The sequence below is a fragment of the Specibacter sp. NPDC057265 genome (assembly GCF_042668835.1).
Lineage (GTDB): Bacteria > Actinomycetota > Actinomycetes > Actinomycetales > Micrococcaceae > Specibacter.
Map to the genome: position 1 here is coordinate 66,737 of NZ_JBHUYE010000012.1, position 17,848 is coordinate 84,584.

16 protein-coding genes are annotated in these 17,848 nt (G+C 62.1%); 5 read left to right on the forward strand and 11 right to left on the reverse strand.

Translation table 11 applies throughout. The annotated features are described in order from the left end of the window. The first annotated feature begins 3 nt into the window (after positions 1–3). From ACFUCV_RS10295 to ACFUCV_RS10310, 4 genes are all read left to right on the forward strand, one after another. On the forward strand, positions 4–219 hold the full coding sequence (locus ACFUCV_RS10295; RefSeq protein WP_380815239.1) for a DUF2945 domain-containing protein: 216 nt from the start codon (positions 4–6) through the stop codon (positions 217–219). Further along, positions 216–785, forward strand: coding sequence for a DUF488 family protein (locus ACFUCV_RS10300; RefSeq protein ID WP_380815241.1), 570 nt, complete (start codon positions 216–218; stop codon positions 783–785). The genes ACFUCV_RS10295 and ACFUCV_RS10300 overlap by 4 nt, the downstream gene beginning before the upstream one ends. A 186-nt stretch (positions 786–971) precedes the next feature. After that, positions 972–1,637 (forward strand): PepSY domain-containing protein, encoded by a 666-nt coding sequence (locus ACFUCV_RS10305; protein ID WP_380815243.1) that lies wholly within the window; start codon positions 972–974, stop codon positions 1,635–1,637. 291 nt (positions 1,638–1,928) lie between these two features. After that, positions 1,929–3,314, forward strand: a complete 1,386-nt coding sequence (locus ACFUCV_RS10310; protein WP_380815245.1) for a protein kinase — start codon at positions 1,929–1,931, stop codon at positions 3,312–3,314. 337 nt (positions 3,315–3,651) lie between these two features. Here ACFUCV_RS10310 and ACFUCV_RS10315 read toward each other — a convergent pair whose 3' ends face one another. The 11 genes from ACFUCV_RS10315 to ACFUCV_RS10365 form a co-directional block, all read right to left on the reverse strand. Next, on the reverse strand, positions 3,652–4,668 hold the full coding sequence (locus tag ACFUCV_RS10315; RefSeq protein WP_380815279.1) for an urea transporter: 1,017 nt from the start codon (positions 4,666–4,668) through the stop codon (positions 3,652–3,654). 263 nt (positions 4,669–4,931) lie between these two features. Further along, positions 4,932–6,317 carry an allantoinase AllB gene (gene allB / locus ACFUCV_RS10320; protein WP_380815247.1) on the reverse strand — a complete coding sequence of 462 codons (1,386 nt, stop codon included), beginning with the start codon at positions 6,315–6,317 and terminating at the stop codon, positions 4,932–4,934. After that, positions 6,310–7,467 carry a glycerate kinase gene (locus ACFUCV_RS10325; RefSeq protein ID WP_380815249.1) on the reverse strand — a complete coding sequence of 386 codons (1,158 nt, stop codon included), beginning with the start codon at positions 7,465–7,467 and terminating at the stop codon, positions 6,310–6,312. The genes allB and ACFUCV_RS10325 overlap by 8 nt, the downstream gene beginning before the upstream one ends. Before the next feature lie 8 nt (positions 7,468–7,475). Then, positions 7,476–9,254, reverse strand: a complete 1,779-nt coding sequence (gcl, locus tag ACFUCV_RS10330) for a glyoxylate carboligase (RefSeq protein ID WP_380815252.1) — start codon at positions 9,252–9,254, stop codon at positions 7,476–7,478. A 130-nt stretch (positions 9,255–9,384) separates the two neighbouring features. Then, on the reverse strand, positions 9,385–10,263 hold the full coding sequence (locus ACFUCV_RS10335) for a 2-hydroxy-3-oxopropionate reductase (protein WP_380815254.1): 879 nt from the start codon (positions 10,261–10,263) through the stop codon (positions 9,385–9,387). Positions 10,264–10,298: 35 nt separating this feature from the next. Then, positions 10,299–11,093, reverse strand: coding sequence for a hydroxypyruvate isomerase family protein (locus ACFUCV_RS10340; protein ID WP_380815256.1), 795 nt, complete (start codon positions 11,091–11,093; stop codon positions 10,299–10,301). A 184-nt stretch (positions 11,094–11,277) separates the two neighbouring features. Continuing rightward, on the reverse strand, positions 11,278–11,505 hold the full coding sequence (locus tag ACFUCV_RS10345) for a hypothetical protein (RefSeq protein WP_380815259.1): 228 nt from the start codon (positions 11,503–11,505) through the stop codon (positions 11,278–11,280). Between the two features lie 210 nt (positions 11,506–11,715). Then, a complete protein-coding gene (locus ACFUCV_RS10350; protein ID WP_380815261.1) occupies positions 11,716–12,528 on the reverse strand; it encodes a bifunctional allantoicase/(S)-ureidoglycine aminohydrolase in 813 nt (270 codons plus the stop codon). Between the two features lie 12 nt (positions 12,529–12,540). Next, positions 12,541–13,809, reverse strand: a complete 1,269-nt coding sequence (locus ACFUCV_RS10355; RefSeq protein ID WP_380815263.1) for a DUF6986 family protein — start codon at positions 13,807–13,809, stop codon at positions 12,541–12,543. A gap of 2 nt (positions 13,810–13,811) precedes the next feature. Further along, positions 13,812–15,419, reverse strand: coding sequence for a malate synthase A (gene aceB, locus ACFUCV_RS10360; protein WP_380815265.1), 1,608 nt, complete (start codon positions 15,417–15,419; stop codon positions 13,812–13,814). After that, the gene (locus ACFUCV_RS10365) at positions 15,416–16,822 is read right to left on the reverse strand and encodes an NAD-dependent malic enzyme (RefSeq protein ID WP_380815267.1); all 1,407 of its coding nucleotides are present in this window, start codon (positions 16,820–16,822) and stop codon (positions 15,416–15,418) included. The genes aceB and ACFUCV_RS10365 overlap by 4 nt, the downstream gene beginning before the upstream one ends. Before the next feature lie 205 nt (positions 16,823–17,027). Here ACFUCV_RS10365 and ACFUCV_RS10370 point away from each other — a divergent pair, with 205 nt between their 5' ends. Continuing rightward, positions 17,028–17,780: an IclR family transcriptional regulator gene (locus tag ACFUCV_RS10370; RefSeq protein WP_380815269.1), complete on the forward strand. Its 753-nt coding sequence runs from the start codon at positions 17,028–17,030 to the stop codon at positions 17,778–17,780. The last annotated feature ends 68 nt before the right edge of the window (positions 17,781–17,848 follow it).

Consider the following 17,848-nt stretch of genomic DNA (forward strand, 5'->3'; position numbering starts at 1 on the left):
GGCATGTCTGATAATTTCTCAGTTGGCGATCATGTTTCATGGAACTCGGAAGCCGGCCAGGTCTCGGGCCGAATCACCAAAAAACACACCTCTAACTTTGATTACAAGGGCCACACCCGCAGGGCTTCCAAAGACGATCCGCAATACGAGATCAAGAGCGACAAAACCGACCACGTTGCAGCACACAAGGGCAGTGCGCTGAGGCGCATCAACAAATGAACGACGGCGACGGCGGCCGGTTCTTTACCATTGGCCACTCAAACCGCTCCCTGGACGAATTCCTCGAACTGCTCCAGGAAGGTGGCATTGAGCAGCTGGTGGATGTCCGTAAATTGCCCGGGTCCACTAAATATCCACACTTCAACGCCGACACACTAGCCGCCTCGCTCTCCGAGGTGGGCATTGATTTCATTCGCTCGGCTCCGCTGACGGGGCGCCGGCCGGTGAGTAAGGAAGTTTCCTTTGAAGTGAACGCCTGGTGGGAAAACCGCAGTTTCCACAACTACGCGGACCATGCGCTTTCAGAGGAATTTTCCGCCGGGTTGGCTGAGCTGCTCCAAAACCCCCAGGCGCCGCGGGTGGCTCTCATGTGCTCGGAAGCCGTCTGGTGGCGATGCCACCGACGGATCATCACCGACCACTTGCTGGCACACGGTGAGCTGGTTCAGCACATCATTGACAAACATCAAATCAAAGCGGCGGAGCTCAGCGCCGGGGCGCTGATTGGCAGTGACAAGGGCGTCACTTACCCCGTGGTGAAGGAAACGGAGCCAGGAAGCCCTTAGCCAGCGGTGCCACCCGGGCTCGGGTCTGAGGGCGTCAAGGACGTATCAGCGTTCAGCCAAGGGAGGAAGGCGCCAAACCGCCCAGCCCCTGGGGACGGGTGCCAGTGGGCCATTGCCAACCCAGTTCTCCGCGGGGAAACTTGTAGGAACACCGAGCCACGTCTTGACGAATTTTTGGAGCACGCCATGAACAAGTCCACCTCGATCCGACCACAACGGCCCGGCCGCTATTTGATCGCCACAGCAGCCCTGGCGGCAATGACGCTGACGGGGTGCAGCGGCGGAGACACAGGCGGGTCCGCCACCACGGCCCCGGCGGTTTCCCCGCCGTCGAGCGCAGCCGCTGCGCCGTCAAGCCAATCCATGGCCCCGCCCAGTGGCGAATCCCCCTCGCCCACCGGGCAGGCTGCGCCCGAATCCGGTGCCGCAACCTTGCTCGCCGCTGCACGCACCGCCTTGGCGCAGCTGCCGGACAGCACCCTGATCTCCATTGAGACCGAACGCAATGGCGCGGCATGGGAAGTGCAGCTCGTCACCGCGGACGGCACCGAACAGGAAATGGAACTCTCCGCCGACGGCACCGAGGTGGTGACCCCAGCGGTGACCAAGAACGAGGACATTGCCGATAAAAGCAAACACCTGGACCGTCTCAAAGCCAGCAAACTCAACTACGAAGAAGCAGTGCAGAAAATACTGTCAGCTGTGCCCAACGGCAACATCACTGAATTGAACCTGGACAGTGAGCAGGGCGCCACGGTGTGGGAGGCCGACGTGGTGGATGAATCCAATGTCAAGCACTCGGTGCAAATTGACGCCGCCAGCGGCGAGGTACTGAGCAATTCCACCAGCTGATCCAAACACGTCCTCCCGCAACGGCAATAGGGTCTCGTGGCGTTGCTGCCGTGGCGGTTGTTGCTGCGTCGTGACAGAGGTAAATTCTGCACTGTCCAGCGACGGTATCATTGATCCTGGGATAGCTGCTGGGCAGTACATCGATTGGTACAATTGATAAGTGCTGCACCTCTTGTCCGCTACCCAAACCCGGGGCGCAGCCGTACGCCTTCGCCGAATTGGAATCAGGGCCATTTAGGACGCTCGTCCCTGCACACCATGAACCGTGTCATTAAACTCTAAGGTTGTCCGATGTTCACCCACGCCCGCCACGACCTGGATACCCTTCTCGGGGGCAGGTACCGCGTTCTGGAACGTATTGGCGTCGGAGCAATGGCAACGGTATACCGGGCCCATGATGAATATTTGGGGCGTGAAGTAGCGGTGAAGATCATTACAAAGCCGCTCCGTAATGGGACCGTGGGAGACGTTGATGATGGTGAAGTCAAGGTCTTGGCAGGCCTGCAGCACCATGGACTGGTCGTCCTGCTCGATGCCGGGGTGGAACGTGGCGACGCCGATGAGCCCTGCGTCTATTTGGTGATGGAGTTAATTGCTGGTCCTGACCTCAAACACCATTTAACCCAGGGCGCGCTGGGACAGCGGCATGTGGCACAAATTGGCAGCGATCTTGCGGACGCTTTGGCCTATATCCACAATAACGGCGTCATTCACCGAGACGTCAAACCGGCCAACATCATGGTTTTCGACTACCACCAGGATGCCGCCAGAATGCGGGCAAAATTAACGGATTTTGGTATTGCGTTAATTGCAGAAAGGCCAGCAGACTCGGACGGAGGACTATCCGGAACCGCCGCCTATCTGAGCCCTGAACAAGCCCGCGCCGAGGTCCTCACTGCCGCCAGTGATGTCTATTCCCTTGGTCTGGTCCTTTTGGAAAGCCTCACCGGGCGGCCCGCCTTCCCCGGAGATCCCATGCAGAGCGCTGTTGCCCGGCTGATTCAGGACCCTCCAATCCCGGCGGACCTGGATCAGGACTGGAAAGCATTGTTGACTGCCATGACAGCTGCCAACCCGGATGACCGGCCCACTGCCCGGGAAGTGTCCCTGGCGCTGGTGGAAAAATCGATTGCAGAGCGTGGACGACGCAAAATAGACCCCTCCCTTCTCTTGATGGAGAAACCGGCGCGCATGGCTGCGGTGCGGGAACATGCAATTCTCGACACTCCACCTGATGGGGCCTTTGACAAAATCACCTCCTTGGCCGCGAGGCTTTTTGATGTACCCATTGCGATCGTGAGCATTGTGGACCACGACCGTATTTGGTTTAAATCCCACCACGGGCTTGAAGTTGAACAAATCGACCGCGATCCTGGCCTGTGCGCTTCGGCAATACTGCAAGATGAGGTCTGGGTTGTGGAAGATACCGCTGTTGACCCCAGGACGCTGTCCAACCCCCTGGTAACAGGAGACTTTGGTCTTGGATTCTACGCCGGGGCGCCTCTAAAAACACGAGAAGGGTACAACCTCGGAACTCTGTGCATCCTGGATGTAAAACCCCGGGAAATGTCCCCGGAAGAGGAAGCAACGTTGGCCGACCTTGCCGGATTGGTCATGCAGGATATGGAACTTCGCCTCGACAATCGGCGTGCAGTGCAGACAGTTTCAGCCTCCTGAGGCAAAACGCTCAAAAGCACCGTTTCTGTCCTGAAGGCAGCACGGCCTGAAGCTAGCACTGCCTGAAGGCGGCGAAGCGGTGGGGAGTGAATCACAGCAGGCGCTCATGTCTGGCAGTGGACTGCCGGGCCACTCTGGGATTTTGCCGCGCAAGGTGGCTGTTAATGACGCCAGAGAGCTGACATCCTCTGCTCCACTACAGTCGATGGCCTGGATGCGGGATAAAAGGCAGGGAACCGGATAAAAATCCAGCCTGAGCCACCCAATGCCTCCCTGCGGACTTTCCACCGGTGTCAGACCTGCTACTTGAGTTCCGCCCGGCCAGCTTCAGGCGGCCTCAGGCAGTGGAGTAGTCCACCAGCGGAATAGGTTTCAAGCGGCTGCCACGTGCAGCCAAGGCGGAACCAATCACCACTATGACCATGGGCAGGGTGAGTGGAATTAAACCCAGGGGCATCAGGAATTGGGTGAGGGCCCCATAAAGAGCTGACGAGGCACTGCATGCCAAGAGTGTGAAGATGAAACTGCTCCAGCTGATTTCCAGAACAATGCCAAATAGGGCAACGGCAACCAATGCTCCGTTGTACCCCCAAAGTCCAAGATAGATTTGGTTGCCATCTGCGCCCAATGCGACAGCTGTCAAGGTGCCTATGAGGGATCCCGCCAGTGCCATGACCGCAGCTATACGCGAACAAACGGCCAAGGCCACAAGGATCACCACGCCCACCCAGAGGCTGTCGATGAGGAAAACTTCACTGATGCCGCGGAAGACACCATTGCAGATTCCCACGATAAAGGACACCGGGTCACCAGCCGGTGTGGCCCGTAGCGTCGTTTCAGGTGACTGCAGGACGCGGGGGAACAGAGCGGAAAAAGCCTTCCTTCGTTCCCCGTCAGCGGTGGCGGAGCCTAAAAGCAAGGCCGATAGCCCCACTAAATTAAAAGTAACTGTCAGTGCCGGCACTCCCAGGGTGATGCTGAAAATCCGCACGGTGGCGTTCATGGCGGGAGCCGAGACCACGCCGGCCGCCACCGCATAGAAGATGCCGGCGGGATGTGCGGAAGGGATGAGAAAAACCCCTGTCAAAAGACCCAAAAGGCCACCGTTAAAGGAAAACATTCCCGAACTGACAAGGCCGTCCTGATACTTCAATAGCCGGGCAGCAAGAGTGCCGCCCAATGACCCCAGGACAAGCAACAGGGCCAACCAGCTGTTGTGAAAGGCGAACGCGGCAACAAGCAGTATCCCAGTGATGGGATTGTTCATGAAAAAAATCTGCCCAATGCCGCGAAATGATGCATCAAGGACGCCCAAAACAGCCGAATTCCTATAAATGGCCTGGGCCGGCGGCATCACAGGGTCAACAGCGTCAACCAGGCGTTTGTTTTTTTGGCCGCCGGCTCTGAGCCCCCTGCTGCCTAGGAATTTTCGGGACACAATTGTATGACTTTCATGAGTGCGGCGACGAAGGTTCACCTGCGACGACTGTGACGTGGAGCAACCGGCGGTCCAGCGGTGTGGAGTGCCTCCCAACTCCGACGGCGGACATGCTGTGGGGCATGTCCGCCGTTGGTTCACCGGGGGTTCACCGGGCGTGTTGCCTGGTGGGGGTGGTTTTATGCGGGGGTGGGGACGGTGATTTCGCCGCGGCGCAGGAGTTTGCCGGTGGGGGTGGTGCCGTCGAGTTTGTTTCCGCGCAGGTAGGTGGCGCGGACGACGCCGGAGAGGGCGCGTCCGTCGTAGGGGGTGATGGGGTTTTTGTGTTTGAGTTTTTGCACGTCCACGACGTAGGCGTCGTTGGCGGCGAAGATCGCGAAGTCGGCGTCGTGGCCGGGGGCGATTTTGCCCTTGCGGTGCAAGCCGACGAGTTCGGCCGGGGCGGTGGACATCCAGTGGCTGACTTGTTCCAAGGTGATGCCGCGGTGGCGGGCTTCGGTCCAGATCAGGGACAGGCCCAGTTGCAGGGAGGAGACTCCGCCCCAGGCGACGGCGAAGTCACCGTTTTTGAGGTCTTTCAGATCCAGGGTGCTGGGGGAGTGGTCCGAGACGATGCAGTCGATTGTGCCGTCCTGCAGGCCGGCCCAGAGCAGTTCGCGGTTCCCGGCTTCACGGATGGGTGGGCAGCATTTGTAGGCGGTGCCGCCGTTGGGGATTTCCTCGGCCATCAGGGTCAGGTAGTGCGGGCAGGTTTCCACCGTCAGTTTCACCCCGTCGCGGCGGGCGCTGGCGATCATGGGCAGCGCGTCGGAGGAACTCAGGTGCAGGATGTGCGCGCGGGCCCCGGTCCAGCGGGCCCGTTCGATGACTTCGGCGATGGCCAGGTTTTCCGCGCCCCGGGGGCGGGAGGCCAGGAACTTGTTGTACTGGTCCCCTTCGGCGGTGGGGGCCCGGTCGATGGCGCGGGAATCTTCGGCGTGCACGATCATGATGGAGTCAAAGGACTTCAGCTCCGCCATGTCCTTTTCCATCTCGTCCGCTTCCAGGGGCGGGAACTCGTCCACCCCGGAGTGGAGCAGGAAGCACTTGAAACCAAACACGCCCGCGTCATGCAAAGGCCGCAAATCCTTGGTGTTTCCCGGAATCGCCCCGCCCCAGAAACCCACATCCACGAACGCCTGATCCCGGGCCACGTCCCGCTTGGCCTGGAGCGCCTCCACGTTCGTGGTCGCCGGGATGCTGTTCAAGGGCATGTCAATGATGGTGGTCACCCCGCCGGCCGCGGCGGCACGGGTCGCGGAAGCGAACCCTTCCCAATCGGTGCGGCCCGGTTCGTTCACGTGCACATGACTGTCCACCAGACCCGGAATCAAGGTCTCATCATCAGCGAGCTCAATGACCTCACGGCCCTGGAGATAATTGCCCAAAGGTTCCAAGGCAATGACCACACCATCACGGACACCCACCTCCCGGGCCGCAATGCCGGCTGTCGTCAACACCCTTTGACCACGAATGACCAGATCATACAACTGCCCCTGCGGATCAACTTCGACACTGCTAGACATAAGAACTCTCTTCTTCCTGACCAATCTGGCCAAGCCGGGCACCAATCAAGGCACCAATTTCAGTAACCAAAACACCAGCATTCTGCATGCACAGTTTGGTGTCCGGCTCAAGGGATGTCAGGGCGTAGCTGTGGGCGAAACCTGCCTTGCCCAGGGTTTCCGCTGACAAGGTGGTGCGTCCGCACACCGCCACCACAGGCACCCCTGCGGCACGTGCCGCCGAGGCCACACCCATGGGTGCCTTGCCAAAGAGGCTCTGCTCGTCCAGGCTGCCTTCGCCAGTGACCACCAGATCGGCGCCATGGATCTTCTCGGCGAGTCCGGTCAATTCCAAAATGACTTCAATGCCCGAACGGCGCTTGGCTGAAAGGACAGCCAGGGCGGCGTAGCCGGTCCCGCCGGCGGCACCGGCGCCTGGTGCGTCCAGGGCGTCGACGGCTGCTGTGCCGAGGGCATTGGCCATGACCCGGAAGTAACGCTCCAGGGATTTTTCCAAATGTGCCACGTGGGCGGTTGTTGCACCTTTTTGTGGGCCGAAAATGGTGGCCGCCCCGTCAGGGCCCAGCAGGGGATTGTCCACGTCGCTGGCCAAGGTGAAGCGCACGGCGCCCATCCGGGGATCCAGTTTGCCCAGGTCGATGTTCGTCACAGTGGCCAAGGCGCCTCCGCCGGGGGGCAGGTGCCGCCCGGCGGAGTCCTTGAAGGTGGCCCCCAGCGCCGCGAGCATGCCTGCGCCGCCGTCGGTGGTGGCGCTGCCGCCAACGCCCAGGACAATTTCGGTGCAGCCGCGGTCCATGGCCGCCGCCACCAGCTGGCCCGTGCCATAGGTGGTGGCGGCCAAAGGTGCCAGCTCGCCGTTGGGCAGTACTGCCAGCCCGGAGGCGGCAGCCATCTCAATCACGGCAACGTTGTCCTTGATGGCAAAGTCCGCGCTGACCGGCTGGCCCGTGGGGCCTTGGACGGTGACGCTGACCCGGCTGAACCCGGACGTGACCACCGCGTCGACGGTGCCTTCGCCGCCGTCGGCCACGGGCATGAGGTCAATCTCAAGCCCGTCCTGCGCGGAACGCAGGCCTGCTGCCAAATGTTTGGCGACGTCCGGGGCGGAGAGGGAACCCTTGAACTTGTCAGGAGCCAAGATGATGCGCATGTTTCCGCCTAGTCCTGCAGGGCCAGGATGGCGGTGGGGGCGTCGGTGGCGTACTCGGCGATGTCTTCAATCTCGTTGACATTGTCCAGTTCGGTGCCCATGGAGATGTTGGTGACACGTTCCAGGATGGCTTCAACAACCACGGGAACCCGGAACTCCTCCATGAGCTTCTTGGCCTGGGCGAAGGCTGCGGCCATGTCCTCGGGGCGCTCGACGCGGATGGCCTTGCAGCCCAGTCCTTCGGCCACCTGGATGTGGTCCACGCCGTAGCCGTTGGTTTCCGGGGAGTTGATGTTGTCGAATGCCAAGGAGACGTGGTAATCCATCTTGAAGCCGCGCTGTGACTGGCGGATCAGGCCCAGGTAGGAGTTGTTGACCACCACGTGGATGTACGGGAGGTTGAACTGTGCGCCAACGGCCAGTTCCTCAATCATGAACTGGAAGTCGTAGTCGCCGGAGAGGGCCACAACGGTTTCACCGGGCTTGCCCTTGACGACGCCCAGGGCTGCAGGCAGGGTCCAGCCCAAGGGGCCGGCCTGTCCGGCGTTGATCCAGCGGCGCGGGCCAAAGACGTGCAGCATCTGGGCGCCGGCAATTTGCGACAGTCCGATGGTGGAGACGTAGGTGGTGTCCGGTCCGAACGCGGCGTTCATTTCCTCGTACACGCGCTGGGGCTTCATGGGCACGTTGTCGAAGTGGGTCTTGCGCTGCAGCGAGCCCTTGCGGGCCTGGCAGTCCTTGGTCCAAGGGCCGTAGTCCGGCACGCCGAGATCGGCTTTGCGCTCACGGGCAACTTCCAGCAATACGTCCAGGGCAGCTCCGGCGTCGGAGACAATGCCCAGGTCCGGTGCGAAAACGCGGCCGATCTGGGTGGGCTCAATGTCCACATGGATGAACTTGCGGCCCTTGGTGTAGGTGTCCAGGCCACCGGTGTGGCGGTTGGCCCAACGGTTGCCAATGCCGATCACGGTGTCGGACTCCAAGAATGTGGCATTGCCATAGCGGTGTGAGGTCTGCAGACCAACCATGCCGGCGCTCAACGGGTGGTCGTCCGCAATGACGCCCCAGCCCATCAGCGTGGAGATGACGGGGATGTTCAGCAGTTCGGCGAGCTCCACCAGCTGGGCGGAGGCGTTGGCGTTGATGACGCCTCCACCGGCCACGATCAGCGGCTTTTCGCCTGCCAGCAGCAGGTCAAGGGCCTTTTCAGCCTGCTTGCGCGTTGCCGCGGGCTTGTTCGGGACGAGCGGCTCGTAAGCGTCAATGTCGAATTCAATCTCCGCCAGCTGCACGTCAATGGGCAGATCCAGCAGGACCGGGCCGGGCCGGCCTGAGCGCATGAGGTAGAAGGCCTTCTGGAAGGCGCCGGGGATTTGGCCGGGCTCCTTCACTGTCATGGACATTTTGGTGACCGGGGCCGCAATTGACTCAATGTCAATGGCCTGGAAGTCTTCCTTGTGCAGTTTGGCCACGGGCGCCTGGCCGGTGATGCACAGCATGGGAATGGAGTCGGCCTGGGCTGCGTACAGGCCGGTGATCATGTCGGTGCCGGCAGGGCCGGAGGTTCCGGTGCAAACACCAATGTTGCCTTCGGCGGCGCGGGAGTAACCGTCCGCCATGTGCGAGCCGCCCTCCATGTGGCGGGCCAGGGTGTGGTTCAATCCGCCGTGCGCACGCATGGCCGAGTAAAACGGGTTGATGGCGGCTCCGGGAAGTCCGAAGATCTCCGTGGCGCCTTCCTTTTCCAAAATCAAAACGGCTGCGTCTACGCTGCGCATCTTTGCCATGCTGTGCTCCTTGAAGAATGTGTGGCCGGCCCGTCGCAGGCCTGGCGGTGGTGCTGAAAGTAAGGTGGGTTTCCCACCGCCGGACGTCTCAGTGGATCATCCGGCGGCGGGAAGAATGGGGGTGTGGACCCTAGCTGCGTCCGGAGGAGGCCAGGGCCGCCTTGAACAGGCCCGAGTGGTCAAGGCCGCCGTCGCCCTGGGCCACCAGGGAGGTGACCAGCTGGGCCACTGCGCTGCCGAGGGGAACGGTGACGCCGGCTTCGCGGGCCGCTGCTGTGACAATGCCGAGGTCCTTGTTGTGCAGGGCCAGGCGGAAGCCGGGGTCGAAGTTGCGGTCGAGCATCTTCTGGCCCTTTTGGTCAAGGACCTTGGAGCCGGCGAGTCCGCCGCCAAGAACCTTCAGTGCGGCGTCGGTGTCAACACCGTAGGCCTCGAGGAAGACCACTGCCTCGGCAAGGGCCTGGATGTTCACCGCCACGATCAGCTGGTTGGCTGCCTTGACGGTCTGGCCGGAACCCGAAGGGCCCACGTGGACGATGGTCTTGCCCACGGCATTGAGCACATCCTGGGCGTCGGCGAAGTCCTTGGCCTCACCGCCCACCATGATGGAGAGGACACCGTCAATGGCGCCCTGTTCGCCGCCGGAAACCGGAGCGTCCAGGGGGCGGATGCCGGCGGCAACTGCTGCTTCGGAGAGGGCCTTGGAGACGTCGGGGCGGATGGAGCTGGCGTCGATCCAGAGGGCGCCCTGGGGGGCATTGGCGAATACGCCGTCCTCTGAACTGACCACTGCCTCCACGTCGGGGGAATCCGGAACCATGGTGATGACCACGTCGGCGTCCTTGACGGCGTCGGCAATGGAGCTGGCGCCGCGTCCGCCGGCGGCGGCGAGCTTGTCAATGGCGCCCTGGCTGCGGTTGAAGCCGCTGACGGTGTGGCCGGCCTTGACGAGGTTGACTGCCATGGGCAGTCCCATGATGCCAAGACCGATGACTGCAACGTTGCTCATAGTGTTTCCTTTACGTGAAGTGTGTGGGGGAGGGGTTAGTTGGCAGGCTGGCGGATGGCCCAGGTGAAGGCCTGCGCAGCTTCCGCCTTGTATTCCAGTCCGATGGGGCCGGTGTAGCCGAGTTCGCGGCTGCGGGTGATCCATTCGCCGAGGGGGAGCTCGCCGGTGCCGGGGGCTCCGCGGCCGGGGTTGTCGGCGATTTGAATGTGGCCGAAGTCCTTTGCGTGCTCTTCAATGACTGCCTCCACGTCATCACCGTTGACTGCCAGGTGGTAGAAGTCGGCAAGGAACTTCACATTCGCCACCCCCGCTGCCTGGGTCTTGGCAATGACGGCGAAGGTGTCGGCGGCCGTCTTCAGCGGGTAGGCGGGGGCGCCGGAAACAGGTTCCAGCAGCACGGTGCCACCAATGCCGGCAACACCTTCCGCTGCGGCGACCAGGTTCTTGACGGCGAGTTCATCCTGCTCTTCGGGACGGAATTCCTCTTGGCGGTTGCCGTACAGGGCATTGAAGTGCTTGCAGCCCAGGCGTTCGCCAATGCCTGCCACCACGGCAATGTTGTCCTTGAATTCGGAGCAGCGTCCCTTCCAGGAGACCAGGCCGCGGTCTCCGCCGGGCATGTTGCCGGCGTTGAAGTTCAGGCCTGTCAATTGCACGCCGGCGTCGGTGATGGCACGCTCAAAGGCCGTGACATCGGCGTCGGCGGGGGTGGAGGAATCAAAGGGCCACCAGAATTCCACAGCATCAAAGCCAGCTGCCTTCGCTGCCGCGGGGCGTTCCAGCAGGGGAAGTTCTGTCAAAAGGATCGAGCAGTTTACCGTGTACGTCATTGTGGTCCTTCCAAGAAGTTCAGCGACTAATGTTTTCGCTATGTGAAACTTAGTTTTTGCTTTATGAAAAGTCTAGGGAAGGAAGGGGCCGTAGTCAAGGCAGGCTGCAAGGCATTTTGTGTGCCACGTCATAAATCCCGGCGGTGGCTGGCGGAGCATGGAATTTTACGCTGCAGTGCGGTTCTCAGGAGCGGTGCTCGTGGGTTTGGCCATAGGGCACCAGGGGGCTCGTTTCAATGGTGAAGGTGCCGTGGTCGTGGCGCGTGACCAGCACGCCATGGCGTTTCTCCTCAATGGCGTGTTGCTCCACTTGCGCCACGGCGGCCTCCAGTTCCAGGCTGGCGAGGGCGGCATTGGTGGTTTTGAGCGTGATGGTGCGGCGAAGCCCTGCAGTCACTGGGGATGTGGTCATGGTGGAACTCCCGTATTGAGGTGGTGGCAGCAAAAAAAGCCTCTGCCACAAATGAAAGGTGCCCGGGGTCATGGAATGCCATGACTCCGGACACCTGATGGAATGCGAATCCCGGGCCGAGGCGCCTGGTGGAAAACCCTGCCGCCTCAATGCCCTGCTGCTGTGCGGCGCGGTGCGCCCGTTGCCGGGCCCCGGCACAGCGGTGCGGAACTACGTCAGACGGATCTGGCGGTTCATGTCCTTGTACAGCAGGTAGCGGAACTCGCCCGGACCGCCGGCGTAGCAGGCCTGCGGGCAGAAGGCACGCAGCCACATGAAGTCGCCCGCCTCCACTTCAACCCAGTCGTTGTTCAGCAGGTACATGGCCTTGCCCTCGAGCACGTACAGGCCGTGTTCCATCACATGGGTTTCCGGGAAGGGAATGACGCCGCCGGGCTGGAAGGTGACAATGTTGACCTGCATGTCATGGGCCAGGTCGGAGGAATCGGTGAAGCGTGTGGTCTTCCAGGCACCGTTGGTGTCGGGCATGGCCGTGGGCTCGACCTCGGAATCGCTGGTGACGAAGGACTTGGCTTCGTAGCCTTCCAAACGCTCGTAGGCCTTGCGGATCCACTGGAAGGTCACCACGTCGTCGGAGACGTTTTCAAGACCCCAGGCGTCCCCGGCGGCGAGGTAGGCGTAGCCACCCTCTTCGAGTTGGTGGAGTTCACCTTCCAGGGTCAAGTTGACCTTGCCCTTGGTCACGAAGATGACGCCTTCGACGCCGGATTCGAACTCGGCGCGCGGGGCGCCTCCGCCGGCGCCGATTTCAACTATCAGCTGCGAGAAGGTGGTGGCGAAGCCGGAAATGGGGCGGGCCAGGATCCAGGAGCGGGTGTTGGAAAAGCCCGGCAGGGTGCTGGTCACAATGTCGGTCATGACGCCCTTGGGGATGACCGTGTAGGCCTCCTTGACAATGGCGCGCTCGGTGGTCAAATGCGTCTGCGGCGGCAGGCCGCCTTCGGGGGAGTAGTACTTGCCCATAAAAAGAGTCCTTTAGCTGGAAACGGAGGCGAGCCGGGGATGAGCCAGCGCCTTGAGTTGATCGTGGTTCAGGCTGGTCAGTGCCTGCACTTCCTCGGCCCCGGCGGCACCGCACACCAGGCCCCGGAGGATGAAGTTGGCCAGGGCGCGTGCCGTTGCCGGCTCGTCCATGACGGCGCCGGGGGTCTGCTGCACGTAGTTGCGCAAGCGCACAGCTGCTGCGGGCAGGCCCTGCCGGTAGAACGCATACGTGGCGCTGAAGCGGCTGGGCAGCTGGTTCGCGTGCAGGTCCCAGCCCTGGTAGTAGCCGCGCTCCAGGGATCGGCGCACCAGGCGTCCGTGCAGGGCCCATGCCTGCTCGGCGCCGGCCCCGACGGGCATGATGTTCGTGGAGCCGTCGGAGAGGCGGATGCCGGTGCCGGCCACGGCCAGCTGCATGATCTCCTTGGCCAGATCAGCCACAGGATGCTCCATGGACTGGTACTCGGCGGAAATTTCCAGCGAGGCACTGTAGTCGTAGGTGCCGTAGTGCAGGCCGCTGATGCGTCCGGGCACGGCATGGGCCAGCTGGGCCACGGGGGAAGTGCCTTCATGGCCCAGGATGAGCTGCGGTGTTTCCACCTGCACCTCGAAACGCAGGCGCCCTGCGGGCAGGCCGTGAATCTCCTCCAGGCGGCTGACGGCAAAGTCCATGGCGTGCACCTGGTCCACGGTGGTGACCTTGGGAAGCGTCAACACCAGGCCCTGGGGGAGTTCGCCGGCAGTGGCCAGGGTGGACACAAACAAGTCCAAGGTCCGCACGCCACGGGCCCGGGTGGGCGCCTCAAAGCACTTGAAACGGATGCCAATGAACGGCGGGGCCGTCCCGGCGTCGACAGCTGCGCTGACGGCCTTGGCGGCAGCCACGGCTGCGGCATCCTCCGCCTCGTCGCCGCGGTTGCCAAAGCCGTCCTCAAAGTCAAGGCGCAGGTCCTCGATGGGCTCGCCGGTGAGCTTGGCGGCCACCCGCGGGGCCACGGCTGCTGCCAACTCCGCGTCCTGGCCCAGCAGTGCACCGAGCTTCTCCAGGCCGCCAAAGTCCTCAATGGCGGCCAGACCCTGCGCGCCCCAGTCGGCGGCAAAGATGGGCGTGAACTTGTCAGCCGGCACATAGACCGTGTGGACGGGCTGGCGGCTGCCGTCATCGCCGGGGTAGTTGCGGTCAAGCAAGGCATCCGTGGCGCTCAGGGTGGATTCAATATGCGCCAGGTCATTGGCGTTCAGTGACGCTTGTACAGCCATTCCTAGCCCACCAGTTCGTAGGCCGGGATGGTCAGGAAGTCCGTGTAGTCCTCGGAAAGGCAAATGTCGCCGATCAGCGCACTGGCGTCCTTGTAGTACTTCTGGAACGTTTCCTCGCCCACCTCACCGCGCAGTTTCTCGGTTTCTTCGGCCAAAATGCCTGTGACGAGCTCACGGGTCACCGTGTTGCCCGTGTCGGCAAGCACGGTCTTGTTGCGGATCTGCTGCCACACCTGTGAGCGGGAAATTTCGGCGGTGGCTGCGTCCTCCATGAGGTTGTGGATGGCCACGGCACCGTTGCCGGAAATCCACACGGCCGTGTAGGCGACAGCCACGTAGAGGTTCAGGCGCAGGCCGGCCTCGGTTGCCTCGCCGGCGGCGGAGGAAACATCAAGGAGCTGATCGGCCGTGACATGGACTTCGGGACGCAGTTTGTCCAGCTGGTTCGGGCGGTCACCCAAAACGGCGTCGAAGACTTCCCTGCAGACAGGGACCAAATCCGGGTGTGCCACCCAGGATCCGTCGAAGCCGTCGTTGGCTTCACGGGTCTTGTCATTGCGGACCTTTTCAAACGCCGCCGCCGTCACTTCGGGCTCGCGGCGGTTGGGGATGACTGCTGCCATGCCGCCCATGGCAAAGGCGCCACGGTCATGACAGGTCTTGACCAGCAGTTCCGTGTAGGCACGCATGAAGGGAGCCGTCATGGCGACCTGCGCGCGGTCGGGCAAGGTGAAGGCAGCCCCGGCATCGCGGAAGTACTTGATGATGGAGAACAGGTAATCCCAACGTCCGGCGTTCAGCCCGGAGGCGTGGTCGCGCAGTTCGTAGAGGATTTCATCCATTTCAAATGCCGCCGGAATGGTTTCAATCAAGACGGTTGCCCGGATGGTGCCCTGGGGCACGCCCAGGTAGTCCTGGGCGAAGACGAAGACGTCGTTCCACAGCCGGGCCTCAAGGTGGCTTTCCATCTTGGGCAGGTAGTAGTACGGGCCCTGTCCCTTGGCAATGAGGGTCTTGGCTGTGTGGAAGAACAACAAGCCAAAGTCCACCAAGGCGCCGGAGGTCTGTTCGCCGTCCACCAGGATGTGGCTTTCGTTCAGGTGCCAGCCGCGGGGACGGGCCACCACGACGGCCAGGGGTGCATCGGTGCGCAGCCGGTATTCCTTGCCCTCCGGGGAGGTGTAGGACAAGGTGCCCTCGGCGGCGTCCTTGAGGTTCAAGACGGCGTCGACGACGTTTTTCCACAGCGGGGTGGAGGCATCCTCCAGGTCCGCCAGCCACACCTTGGCTCCGGAGTTGAGGGCGTTGATGGCCATTTTTGCCGGTGAGGCCGGGCCTGTCATTTCCACGCGGCGGTCCTGCAGGGCGGCGGGTGCCGGGGCAACCTTCCAGTCGCCTTCGCGGACGGAGGCCGTCTCGGGCAGAAAATCAAGCTTGCCGGTTGCGGCCACGCGCTCACGCTTGGCACCGCGTTCGGTGAGCAGCTGCCCACGGACCGGGTTGAAGCGGCGGTTCAGCTCTGCCACAAAGGCCAGGGCTTCCGGGGTCAGGATTTCATCCGCGCGGGGGATGGGGGTTGGTTCGGTGACGTGTACTGATTGACTGCTCATGCGTTGGCCCTTTCGGAAAGTGAAGCGTTGGCCGCGTTCGCCACGGCTGCTGCAACGTCGCCGGCCACGTGCGGGTCGAAGACGCTGGGAATGATGAAGCTGGCATTGAGTTCGGAATCCTCAACACGGCTGGCAATGGCCGCGGCCGCTGCAACCAGCATCTCATCTGTGATGTCTGAAACGCCTGCATCAAGCAAACCACGGAAGAAGCCGGGGAAAGCCAGGACGTTGTTGATCTGGTTCGGGAAGTCGCTGCGGCCGGTGGCCACCACGGCTGCGTACTTCGAAGCAATGACAGGATCGACCTCGGGGGTCGGGTTGGCCATGGCGAAGACGATCGACTTCGGTGCCATGGAGGCAACCTGGGCTTCGCCCAGGACGTTCGGTCCGCTGACGCCAATGAAAACGTCGGCGCCGGCGACGGCGTCGTGGAGGGTGCCGGTGAAGTTCTCCGGGTTGGTGTTGTTGGCCAGCCAGGTGCGGTGCGCATCCGTGTAGCTCTCGCTGCGGTTGACGGCACCATTGCGGCCACAGGCCACAATGTTCTTCGCGCCCTGCGCCAGCAGCAGCTGAATGATGGCGTTGCCGGCGGCGCCCACGCCTGCCACGACAATCTTGACGTCCTCAATCTTCTTCTCAACGACCTTCAAGGCGTTGGTCAGGGCGGCAAGGGTGACAATGGCGGTGCCGTGCTGGTCATCGTGGAAGACCGGAATGTCCAGCTCCTCCTTGAGGCGGCGCTCAATTTCAAAGCAGCGGGGAGCGGCAATGTCTTCAAGGTTGATGCCACCGTAGACGGGGGCCATGGCCTTGACGATCATGATGATTTCTTCGGTGTCCTTGGTGTCAAGGCAGACGGGCCAGGCGTCGACATTGGCGAACTGCTTGAACAGGGCCGCCTTGCCTTCCATGACGGGCAGGGCTGCGGCGGGTCCAATGTCGCCCAGGCCCAGCACTGCCGTGCCGTCGGTGACCACGGCAATGGTGTTGCGCTTGACGGTAAGGTTCCGGGCAGCGGCGGGATCCTCGGCAATGGCCATGCAGACGCGGGCGACGCCGGGAGTGTAGGCGCGGGAGAGGTCATCGCGGTTGCGGATGACGAACTTGGAGTTGACCTCCAGCTTTCCTCCGAGGTGCATCAGGAAGGTGCGGTCTGAAACGTGCAGCACGTGCACGCCCTCGAGGGCCTGCAGGGCGTCCTTGACGCGGTCGGCGTGGGCGTCATCGGTGGTGTTGGCGGTGATGTCAACGACAATTGACTCGTGCGCGGATTCCACAATGTCCAAAGCAGTAACGGCGGCACCGGCCGACGCTGCGGCAGCGGCGAGCTCGCTCGTGACCGTGAAGTTGGAGGGTGCGCTGACGCGCAGGGTGATCGAGTTGCCGGGGCTGGGATTCGCCATTGAGATTCCTTGAGGTCGGGCCTGTTGAGGCGGACAAGCAATACGAATGTTTTCGTATAATGGATATTATTATCTATCTGGTGGAATTTCAACCCATCTGGATTATTTCTCCCTGGTGGCATGGGGTGAGGTATGTTTGTGAATTGGAAGATTTGTGCCACGATGTGGATTTATTTGTGCTGTAGGACTATGTAGGAGACGGACCATGGCAGTAAAAGCGGGCGGCGTACAATCCGTGGAACGCATTTTTGAACTGCTGGAGCTGATTACCGACGCCGGAGGCAACGTCACACTCAGTGAGCTGTCAGCGTCCACGGAACTGCCCCTGCCCACCATTCACAGGCTGCTGCGCACGCTGGTGGCATTGGGCTACATCCGCCAGCTTCCCAGCCGGCGCTACGCCCTGGGGCCCCGCCTGATCCGCCTGGGCGAGGGAGCCACCAAGCAGCTTGGCGCGATGGCCCTGCCCCAGTTGGAAACGCTGGTGAAGCAGTTGGGTGAAACAGCCAACATGGCGGTGCTGGACACCGACATGGTGATTTACATTGCCCAGATTCCGTCCCCGCACTCCATGCGCATGTTTACCGAGGTGGGGCGGCGGGCCCACACCCACGACACCGGTGTGGGCAAGGCCCTGCTGGCGCAGCTGGACAATGACACGGTGCGCAGCATTGTCACCAGCAAGGGAATGCCCACGCCCACCATTAAAAGCCATGGGACCGTGGAGGGCCTGCTGGCGGATTTGGACACCATCAGGGAACGCGGCTATGCCATTGATGAAGAGGAACAGGAAATTGGCGTGCGCTGCTTCGCCATGGCTGTTCCGGATGCACCCACCCCCACGGCAATCTCCGTTTCAGGACCGGTCCAACGCGTGGATGAAGACTTTGCCAGCCGGGCCATCCCGGTTCTGCGTCAGGCGGTGCTGGCCATTTCAGCGGAATTGAACCGCCACTAGGCCCCGTGGGGCCCGCCTCAATGCTTTAAACAACAACGGCCGTGCTGCCGGGCTGGATGCCCGGCAGC